Here is a 9,816-nt window from a genome sequence, read left to right on the forward strand (position 1 = left end):
ATTGCATCGGACCCCGGGGCACAGTTGTGTGCCCCGGGGTCCGATGCTTTTGTGGCAGCACTTCAGCAGCACCCTCAGCACTTCTGCACTTCTATCCACGGGAGGTCCGAAGGTGGGACGACTCTTCGGCACGGACGGGGTACGCGGCCTGGCCAACGGCCGGCTGACCGCCGAACTGGCCCTGGACCTGGCGGTCAGCGCCGCGCGGGTCCTGGGTGCGGAACGCACCGGGCACGGCCGTCGGCCGTTCGCGGTCGTCGGGCGCGACCCCCGGGCGTCGGGCGAGTTCCTGGAGGCCGCGGTCGTCGCGGGCCTCGCGGGCGCGGGTGTCGACGTGTACCGGGCCGGAGTGCTGCCCACTCCCGCGATCGCCTACCTGACCGGCATGCTGGGCGCGGACCTGGGCGTGATGCTGTCCGCGAGCCACAACGCGATGCCGGACAACGGCATCAAGTTCTTCGCGCGCGGCGGCCACAAGCTCCCCGACGACGTCGAGGACCGCATCGAGGCGCTGCTCGGCACCGAGTGGGACCGTCCGACCGGTGCCCAGGTCGGGCGCGTGCAGGACCACCCCGAGGGCCATGCCCGGTACGTCGAGCACCTGCTGGCCACGTTGCCGCACCGCCTCGACGGCCTGAAGGTCGTGCTGGACTGCGCGAACGGCGCGTCGTCACGGGTCGCCCCGGACGCGCTGCGGCAGGCGGGCGCCGAGGTCGTGACGATCCACTGCGAGCCCGACGGCCTGAACATCAACGAGGACTGCGGCTCGACGCACCTGGGCGGGCTCAAGGCCGCGGTGCTGGAGCACGGCGCCGACGCGGGCATCGCGCACGACGGCGACGCGGACCGCTGCCTCGCGGTGGACGCGCACGGCAACGAGGTCGACGGCGACCAGATCCTCGCGGTGCTGGCGCTGGCGATGCGCGACTTGGGCAAGTTGCGCGAGGAGACGCTCGTCGCCACGGTGATGTCGAACCTCGGCCTCAAGCTCGCCATGCAGAGCGCGGGCGTGAAGATGGTCGAGACGGCGGTCGGCGACCGGTATGTGCTCGAAGCGATGCTGGGCGCCGGCTTCACCCTGGGCGGCGAGCAGTCCGGGCACGTGGTGCTGCTGGACCATGCGACGACGGGCGACGGCACGCTGACGGCGCTCCAGCTGCTGGCGCGGGTCGCGCAGACCGGCAAGCCGCTGCACGAGCTGGCGTCGGTCATGACCCGGCTGCCGCAGGTGCTGATCAACGTGTCCGGCGTGGACCGGGCGCGCGTGCACGTGTCGACGGGCCTGGCCGCGGCGGTCGCCGAGGCCGAGCAGCGCCTCGCGGGCGGCGGCCGGGTGCTGCTGCGGCCGTCCGGCACCGAGCCGCTGGTGCGGGTGATGGTCGAGGCGCAGACGCACGAGCAGGCCGAGTACGAGGCGAACCTGCTCGCCGATGTGGTGCGGGTCGAGCTGGCGGTCTGAGCCGCCGTTTTCTTGCCGAACGGCCTCCGCCCGGGATTCCCGGGCGGAGGCCGTTCCGCATTTCCGCATGTGCAGCTGTGGGGGTGTGGGGTGCGATCGGGGCGCGTCAGAGCTTGCGGAGCCGCAGCCGGCTCACCGAGTGGTCGGCGTCCTTGCGCAGCACGAGCGTCGCGCGCCCGCGGGTCGGCAACACGTTCTGCACCAGGTTGAGTTCGTTGATGTCCCGCCAGATGCCCTCGGCGTAGGCGACGGCTTCCGGTTCGGTCATCGCCGCATAGCGCCGGAAGTACGACGCGGGGTCCCGGAACGCGGTCTGACGCAGCTTCAGGAAGCGGTCGAGGTACCAGCGGCGGATGTCCGTGGTGCGGGCGTCCACGTACACGCTGAAGTCGAAGAAGTCGGAGACCGCGAGGCGGGGCCGGCCGTCCGCGCCGACCAGCGCGGGCTGCAGGACGTTGAGGCCTTCGACGATGAGGATGTCGGGCTGCCGGACGACGAGGCGTTCGTCGGCGACGATGTCGTACGACAGGTGCGAGTAGACGGGGGCGGACACTTCGGCCTTGCCGGCTTTCACGTCGGAGACGAAACGGACCAGCGCGCGCTGGTCGTACGACTCCGGGAAGCCTTTGCGGTGCATGATGCCGCGCCGCTCCAACTCCGCGTTGGGGTACAGGAATCCGTCGGTGGTGAGAAGCGCCACGTGCGGATGGTCCGGCCATCGTGCGAGCAGTTCGCGCAGGATGCGCGCGGTGGTGCTCTTGCCGACGGCGACGCTGCCCGCGACGCCTATGACGAAGGGCGTGGGGCGGCGCTCGTCGTTGCCGAGGAACGTCGTGAGCGCGGAATTGAGGCCGCGGGTCGCGCCCACGTACAGGTTCAGCAGCCGGGACAAGGGCAGGTAGACGTCGCTGACCTCGTCGAGATCGACGACGTCGCCGAGGCCTCGGAGCCGTTCCAGTTCGTCGGCGGTCAGCGGCAGCGGTGTGTTCGCCCGAAGCCGGCTCCACGCCTCGCGGTCGAGTTCGACGTACGGAGACAGGTCGCGTGCCGTGCCGGGCGTGACAGAGGTGTGCACGGCACACATTCTCCCCGGGGCCGTCCGGCGGTCGCCTCCGGGGCGGATCCGGCGCTCCACCCCGTAGGCTGACACTCCAGTGCGGCTCGTGGGCAAACCCCACGGAAGGGATACCAGTCTGTGTGTGGGATCGTCGGATACGTAGGTGACAAGTCGGCGCTCGACGTCGTCATCGAGGGTCTGCGGCGCCTCGAGTACCGGGGTTACGACTCGGCGGGCGTGGCAGTGCTCGCCGACGGCGGCCTGGTGAGCGACAAGCGGGCCGGCAAGCTGGTCAACCTGGAGAAGGCCCTCGACGAGTCGCCGCTCGCCGAGGGGACCACGGGCATCGGGCACACCCGTTGGGCGACGCACGGCGCGCCGAACGACGTCAACGCGCACCCGCATCTGGACAACGCGGGCAAGGTCGCCGTCGTGCACAACGGCATCATCGAGAACTTCGCCGCGCTTCGCGCCGAGCTGGCCGAGCGCGGCCACACGTTGCTGTCCGAGACGGACACCGAGGTGGTCAGCCACCTGCTCGCCGACGAGTTCGGCGCGGCGGACGGCGACCTGGCCGAGGCCATGCGCCGGGTGTGCCGCCGTCTGGAGGGCGCGTTCACCCTGGTGGCCGTGCACGCGGACGCCCCGGACGTGGTCGTCGCCGCGCGCCGCAACTCGCCGCTGGTCGTGGGCCGCGGCAAGGGCGAGAACTTCCTCGCGTCGGACGTCGCCGCGTTCATCGCGCACACCCGCGAGGCGGTCGAGCTGGGCCAGGACCAGGTCGTCGAGCTGCGCCGCGGCGGTGTCGAGATCACCGACTTCGAGGGCAACCCGGGCACGTTCCGCGAGTACCACGTGGACTGGGACGCGTCGGCCGCCGAGAAGGACGGCTACGACTACTTCATGCTCAAGGAGATCGCCGAGCAGCCGAAGGCGGTCGCCGACACGCTCCTGGGCCGCATCGGCACCGACGGGCGCCTGCACCTGGACGAGGTGCGCATCCCGGACCAGGTGCTGCGCGAGATCGACAAGGTCGTCATCATCGCGTGCGGCACGTCGTTCCATGCCGCGATGATCGCCAAGCTGGCGATCGAGCACTGGACGCGCGTGCCGTGCGAGGTCGAGCTGGCGAGCGAGTTCCGCTACCGCGACCCGATCCTCGACAAGCAGTCGCTGGTCGTCACGATCTCGCAGTCCGGCGAGACGATGGACACCCTGATGGCGCAGCGCCACGCCCGCGAGCAGGGCGCCAAGGTGCTGGCGATCTGCAACACCAACGGCTCGACGATGCCGCGCGAGGCCGACGCCGTGCTGTACACGCACGCGGGCCCGGAGGTCGCGGTCGCGTCGACGAAGGCGTTCCTCACCCAGCTGGTGGCGTGCTACCTGGTGGCGCTGTACTTGGGCCAGGTGCGCGGCACGAAGTGGGGCGACGAGATCACCGAGGTGATCCAGCAGCTCGCCGAGATGCCCAAGCACGTGGAGAAGGTCCTCGACACGATGGGCCCGGTGCGGGACCTGGCGCGGTCGCTGAAGGACGCCACGTCGGTGCTGTTCCTCGGCCGGCACGTGGGCTACCCGGTGGCGCTGGAGGGTGCGCTCAAGCTCAAGGAGCTGGCGTACATGCACGCCGAGGGCTTCGCGGCGGGCGAGCTGAAGCACGGGCCGATCGCGCTGATCGAGGACGGCCTGCCGGTCGTCGTCGTGGTGCCGTCGCCGCGGGGCCGCAGCGTGCTGCACGACAAGATCGTGTCGAACATCCAGGAGATCCGGGCGCGCGGCGCGAAGACGATCGTGATCGCCGAGGAGGGCGACGAGGCGGTCGTGCCGTACGCCGACCACCTGGTGCGCATCCCGGCGACGCCGGTGCTGCTGCAGCCGCTGGTGGCGACGGTGCCGTTGCAGGTGTTCGCGTGTGAGCTGGCCACGGCCAAGGGGCACGAGGTCGACCAGCCGCGGAACCTGGCGAAGTCGGTGACCGTCGAGTAGGGGTTTCGTTCGGTCGTCGCGTTCGATCGTTCGTGGGGGCGGGCCGGCCGGGTGCCGGCCCGTCCGCGTTTGCGGGAAGGCGTGTGGGCATGGCGGCGCGGTCGCGTCCGGTGGTGGAACTCGTCGATCTGAGCCTGCCGGCGGGGGCGGCGGAGGCGGATGCCGAGCCGTGGATCGCCGGGCTGCGGTCGGCGGTGCGGGGGTTGGCGCCGCGGGTGGACCAGGAGGAGTTCTCCGGGCGGGCGGCGGACACGCTGGCGGTCGCGGACGGGGACCCCTACCGCAGTCCGTTCGCGATCGTGCACGACGGCGCCGCGGTGGGGTTCGGGGTGCTGGACGCGCAGGGCTACCGCGACGAGATCGCGGGTGAGCGGGGACGGCCGGTGCTGCTGCGGGCGTTCTACGTCGCCGCGGCGTTCCAGGGCCGCGGCCTCGGGGGCGCGGCGATCGCGCGGCTTCCGGAGGCGGCGCGGACGGTCGTGCCGGAGGCGGACACGCTGATGCTGACCGTCAACGTGCGGAACGCCGGGGCCCGGGCGGCGTATCTCGCGGGCGGGTTCGTGGACGCGGGCGACCTGTACTTGGGCGGTGACGCGGGGCCGCAGCACATCTTGCGGATGGCGCTCGCAAGCCGGGGCGTCGGCGCCTTGTAGGGCGTTCGGGGCGGCCGGTGGCCGGGCGGGGGCGGGCCCGGCGTTCCGGAGCGGTCTGCGGGTCGGGGCCGCGTGCGGTCAGCCGCCGAGGCTGGTGTCGCCGCGGGAGACCAGCAGCTTGTTGAGGAGCGCGTCGAGCTGACGCTGCTCGTCGGGGGTGAGGACGGCGATGAGGCGTTCCTCGTTCTGCACGTGGCCGGCCACGATGCGGTCGACGAGGTCCTTGCCGTCCGGGGTGAGCCGGATGAGGACGGCGCGGCGGTCGTCCGGGCACGGGCGGCGTTCCACCAGGCCCTTGGCGGAGAGTTTGTCGACGCGGTTGGTGATCGCGCCGGACGTGACCATCGCGGACTTGAGCAGCGCACGGGCGTTCAGCTCGTAGGGCGCGCCGGAGCGGCGCAGGGTGGCGAGCACGTCGAACTCGGAGAAGTCGAGCTGGTGCTGCGCGAAGTACTCGCGGAGCGCGGCTTCGACGAAGACGTGGAAGCGGTTGAAGCGCCCGATCAGCGCCATGGCGGTGGCGTCGATGTCGGGGCGTTCGCGGCCCCACTGTTCGACGATGTCGTCGACGGCGTCGCGCTCGCGGCCGGGGGTGGGGCCGGGGGTGGGGCCGGGGGTGGGCATGTCTCGGGTCCTTCCGGGTGTCGTGGCTGTCGTGGTCGTGGGGCTGGGGCTGGGGCTGTGCTGTGTGTGGTGTGCTGCGGCAGTTCTATCAGTCTTCATTATCTCAACGCTCGCATACTTGACGTTCGCGTTTCCCTGACGTAGAACTATCTCAACGTTCAGATAATCAGCGTTGAGGGGATCGGGGCCATGGGTGGCATGCGGATGGGTTCGGCCGGCCGGATCGGCGTCGCGGCGGCGACTGCGCTCGCGCCGGCGGCGTGGGGCACGACGTACCTGGTGACGACCGAGCTGCTGCCGGACGGCCGCCCGATGCTGCTCGCCGCGATGCGGGCGCTCCCGGCGGGCCTCCTGCTGCTCCTGCTCGGCCGCAAGCTGCCGCACGGCAAGTGGTGGGGCCGGGCGGCGATCCTCGGGATGCTCAACATCGGGTTCTTCTTCCCGCTGATCTTCGTCGGCGCGTACCACCTGCCCGGCGGCGTCGCCGCCACGATCGGGGCGATCCAGCCTCTGCTGGTCATCGGGTTCTCGGCGATGATCCTCGGCGCCCGGCCGACTCGGCGGGCCGTGATCGCCGGCCTGGTCGGCGTGGCGGGTGTGGCGCTGCTGGTCCTCAAGGGCAGCGCCAAGCTGGACGGCATCGGCATAGCCGCGATGCTGACCGCGATCGTGATCATGGCGCTGGGCACGGTGCTCACCCGCAAGTGGGGCAAGCCGGAAGGCGTCACCATGCTGGACCTGACGGCGTGGCAGCTGGCCGCGGGCGGCCTGTTCCTGGCGCCGCTGGCCCTGGTCACCGAAGGCGCGCCGCCGGCGTTCACGGCAGACAACTGGATCGGCTTCGCCTACCTGGGGCTGTTCGGCACGGCGGTCGCCTACGTGCTTTTCTTCCGCGGGATCGACCGGCTCGGCGCGGGCCCGGTGTCCTTCCTGTCGCTGGTCAACCCGGCCGTCGCGACGATCGGCGGGATCGTGGTCCTCGACCAGACGCTGACGGTGTGGCAGGTGCTCGGGCTGCTGCTGGCCCTCGGTGCGATGCTGGCCGGCCAGGCGCCCGCCAAGAGCCGCACGGCGGTGGTCGCCGAGGGCGGGCAGCCGGCGGCGGAGCCCGCGGCTGCGGAGTCGGAGCGGAGCGGGGCGGTCGCGGCCGGACGCTGAGCGGCGGGGACACTGCCGCCGAACGGACGCCGAGCCGCTGAACGGACGAGGGCGGGGCCGGATCACCGGTCCCGCCCTCGTCGCGTGTGCGGGCGCGGCGGCCTACGGCCGGGTGCTGTACGGGGCCGCGTGGGATGCTGGCGCGCGTGATCGTGGGCGTGGGTATCGACGTGGCGGACATCGACCGGTTCGCGAAGTCCCTGGAACGGACGCCGGGGCTGGCCGACCGGCTGTTCACCGACGCGGAGCGCTGGGTCCGGCCCGGCCAGGAACGCGGAATCGCGTCGCTGGCCGCCCGGTTCGCCGCCAAGGAAGCCCTCGCGAAGGCACTGGGGGCGCCGCGCGGGCTCCAGTGGCACGACGCCGAGATCCGCACCGAGGACTCCGGGCAGCCGCGCCTGACGGTGTGCGGCACGGTCGCCGCGCGCGCCGCGGAGCTGGGGGTCAGAAGCTGGCACGTCTCGCTGAGCCACGACGCGGGGATCGCGTCGGCGGTGGTGATCGCGGAGGGGTGAGGCCCGGGCGACACCCGGGGGCGTGCCGGTCGGCTCGGTTACGGCGGGCGGCGCAGACGAGCGCAGGCTCGGGTGCACTTCCCGCCAAACGCCCGACCTCGCGGCGTGGCCGACGTCCGACCGGGGACGGATGCCGTCCCTGTCCGGGCGGCTGGGGTCGCGGGCGTCCGCGGGCGCGGAGTGACGCGGGTCGGCGAGATCGCACGGCCCTCCGGGAACGCCCGGGTGGGCGGTTCGCCCGTGCGGGCGACGCCTGGACGCCCGGCCTCGACCGGCCAGCGCCGCGGTCGGTCGTCCGCCCGCCTGCCCGGCCCCCGCCCGCCCCTCGACCGACGCGCCGCCCGGGCCCGTCCCTCGTCCGGTCCCCACCCGGCCCGGATTCCCCCGCCTTCCGTCGGTGTGGTTCTCTCCCCGCGCGGGCATCGCCTCGGCTGGTGCGCGTGCGGCGCCGTGCGGGCGGCGAAAGCCGCGTCGGCCGGGTGCGCCGGTGCCGGTCGGGTGGAGCGAAGGGAAGGTGCGGCGGTGCGGGAAGCCCACAGTGTCGAGCAGGTGCGGGCCGCGGAGGCGGCGCTGATGGCGGTGCTGCCGGGCGGCGCGCTCATGCAGCGGGCCGCCGCGGGGCTCGCGGCGACGTGTGCCGGGCTGCTCGGGCGGGTGCCCGGCAGCCGGGTCGTGCTGCTGGTCGGCAGCGGCGACAACGGCGGCGACGCGCTGTTCGCCGGGGAACGCCTCGCCCGCCGCGGTTCCCGGGTCGACGCGCTCCTGCTGGCCCCCAAGCGGGCCCACACGGCCGGTCTGGCGGCCTTGCGCGCCGCGGGCGGGCGAATCCATCCGGCCGACGCGCCGGGCTTCCTCGCGGACGCACAAGCCCTCGTCGGCGGCGCCGACCTGGTCCTCGACGGCATCGTCGGCATCGGCGGACGCGGCGCACTACGGCCGCCCGCCGACGTCCTCGCCGCGGCCGCCGCCCGGTCCCGCGCGCTCGTGGTGGCCGTCGACCTGCCCAGTGGCATCGACGCGGACACCGGCGCGGTCGCCGCCCCGCCCCCGGGACCCGACCGCGCCGCCGGGCCCGCCGGGCTCGACGCGCCCGGCGCCGCACCCGGCCCCGTCGCCGGTGCCGCGGAGGCCGTCGAAGGCGTCGGCGGCGCCTGGCACGAAGCCCCGCCGCGGCCCGCGGGCCCGGGGCTGCCCGGCGCCGCCGCCCGCGGCGACCTCACCGCGCACGGCACCGCCGCGCAGGCCCCCGCGGAAGGCGACGCGCACGCCGTGTTCGGCACCGGCATGGCGCTGACCGCGGTGCGCGCCGACGTCACCGTCACCTTCGGCACGTACAAGCCCGGCCTGCTCGTCGACCCGGGCGCCGAGTACGCGGGCGTGGTCGAACTCGTCGGCATCGGACTCACGCCACCCGCACCCGTGCTGCGCGCCGCCCAGCACGCCGACGTCGCCAGGCTGCTGCCCGTCCCGGCCCGCGAGTCGGACAAGTACGCGCGCGGCGTGCTCGGCCTCGTCGCCGGGTCCGAGCGCTACCCGGGGGCGGCCGTGCTCGCCACCGGCGCCGCGCTCCGCGGCGGCGCGGGCGCCGTCCGGTACGTCGGCCCGCGCCCGGTCGGCGACGCGGTGCTCGCCGCCCACCCGGAAGTCCTGGTCGGCGACGGGCGCGTGCAGGCGTACGCGGTCGGCGCGGGCCTGGACACCGGGAGCGAGGCCCGCGCCCGGCTGGCCACCGTCCTCGACGCGGGCGTCCCGGTGCTCGTCGACGCCGACGGACTCACCCTTTTGGCGGAACTTGGCAAGTCGGCTTTGGCGCGCGTCCCCGGCGCGCTGCTGACCCCGCACGCCGGGGAAGCCGTCCGCCTCCTCGCCGGCCTCGGCCTGGCGACAACCCGCGCCGACGTCGAAGCCGAACGACTGGCCACCGCCGCCGAACTGGCTGCGGGCTACGGCGCGACGGTGCTGCTCAAGGGCTCCACGACGGTGATCGCCGACCCGTACGGCGAGACCTGGGCCAACCCCACCGGCACCCCCTACCTGGCCACCGCGGGCAGCGGCGATGTCCTCACCGGCTTGGCCGGCGCCCTGCTGGCCACCGGACTGCGCCCCGTCGACGCCGCCGTGTGCGCGGCCTACCTGCACGGCCTCGCCGGACGGCTGGCCTCCGCCGACGGCGTGCCGTGCGCCGCCTCCGACGTCGCCGCGGCCGCCCCGCGCGCCTGGGCGGAGGTCCGCCGGGCCTGACCACCGGAGCGTCCCCGCCAGCACGACGCGGGTGCGCCTGCCACACTGGGACTCCCGCCCGCAGCCTGCCGCGGGCCATGTACCGCCGAACGACGACCGCCGAATGAGGGGATCCACCGC

Annotated in this window: 8 protein-coding genes; 6 read left to right on the top strand and 2 right to left on the bottom strand. The window is 73.8% G+C overall.

The genetic code is table 11. From position 1 onward, the window contains the following. Positions 1-112 precede the first annotated feature (112 nt). Positions 113-1,459, top strand: a complete 1,347-nt coding sequence (glmM, locus tag ABEA93_RS02855) for a phosphoglucosamine mutase (protein WP_345673628.1) — start codon at positions 113-115, stop codon at positions 1,457-1,459. A 106-nt stretch (positions 1,460-1,565) separates the two neighbouring features. Here glmM and coaA read toward each other — a convergent pair whose 3' ends face one another. Further along, positions 1,566-2,543 carry a type I pantothenate kinase gene (gene coaA / locus ABEA93_RS02860; protein ID WP_423528418.1) on the bottom strand — a complete coding sequence of 326 codons (978 nt, stop codon included), beginning with the start codon at positions 2,541-2,543 and terminating at the stop codon, positions 1,566-1,568. A gap of 111 nt (positions 2,544-2,654) precedes the next feature. On the opposite strand from coaA, the gene glmS reads away from it, so the two are divergent. After that, the gene (gene glmS, locus ABEA93_RS02865) at positions 2,655-4,505 is read left to right on the top strand and encodes a glutamine--fructose-6-phosphate transaminase (isomerizing) (protein ID WP_345673630.1); all 1,851 of its coding nucleotides are present in this window, start codon (positions 2,655-2,657) and stop codon (positions 4,503-4,505) included. An 89-nt stretch (positions 4,506-4,594) separates the two neighbouring features. After that, positions 4,595-5,158, top strand: a complete 564-nt coding sequence (locus tag ABEA93_RS02870) for a GNAT family N-acetyltransferase (protein WP_345673631.1) — start codon at positions 4,595-4,597, stop codon at positions 5,156-5,158. A gap of 78 nt (positions 5,159-5,236) precedes the next feature. On the opposite strand, the gene ABEA93_RS02875 is transcribed toward ABEA93_RS02870, so the two are convergent. Next, positions 5,237-5,782 carry a MarR family winged helix-turn-helix transcriptional regulator gene (locus ABEA93_RS02875; protein WP_345673632.1) on the bottom strand — a complete coding sequence of 182 codons (546 nt, stop codon included), beginning with the start codon at positions 5,780-5,782 and terminating at the stop codon, positions 5,237-5,239. 189 nt (positions 5,783-5,971) lie between these two features. On the opposite strand from ABEA93_RS02875, the gene ABEA93_RS02880 reads away from it, so the two are divergent. From ABEA93_RS02880 to ABEA93_RS02890, 3 genes are all read left to right on the top strand, one after another. Then, entirely contained in the window at positions 5,972-6,940 is a 969-nt protein-coding gene (locus tag ABEA93_RS02880) for an EamA family transporter (protein WP_345673633.1), read from the top strand. Between the two features lie 134 nt (positions 6,941-7,074). Next, on the top strand, positions 7,075-7,455 hold the full coding sequence (locus tag ABEA93_RS02885) for a holo-ACP synthase (protein WP_345673634.1): 381 nt from the start codon (positions 7,075-7,077) through the stop codon (positions 7,453-7,455). 522 nt (positions 7,456-7,977) lie between these two features. After that, entirely contained in the window at positions 7,978-9,696 is a 1,719-nt protein-coding gene (locus ABEA93_RS02890; protein WP_345673635.1) for an NAD(P)H-hydrate dehydratase, read from the top strand. Positions 9,697-9,816: the final 120 nt, after the last annotated feature.

Origin of the sequence: Yinghuangia aomiensis, assembly GCF_039542225.1 — a bacterium.
Lineage (GTDB): Bacteria > Actinomycetota > Actinomycetes > Streptomycetales > Streptomycetaceae > Yinghuangia > Yinghuangia aomiensis.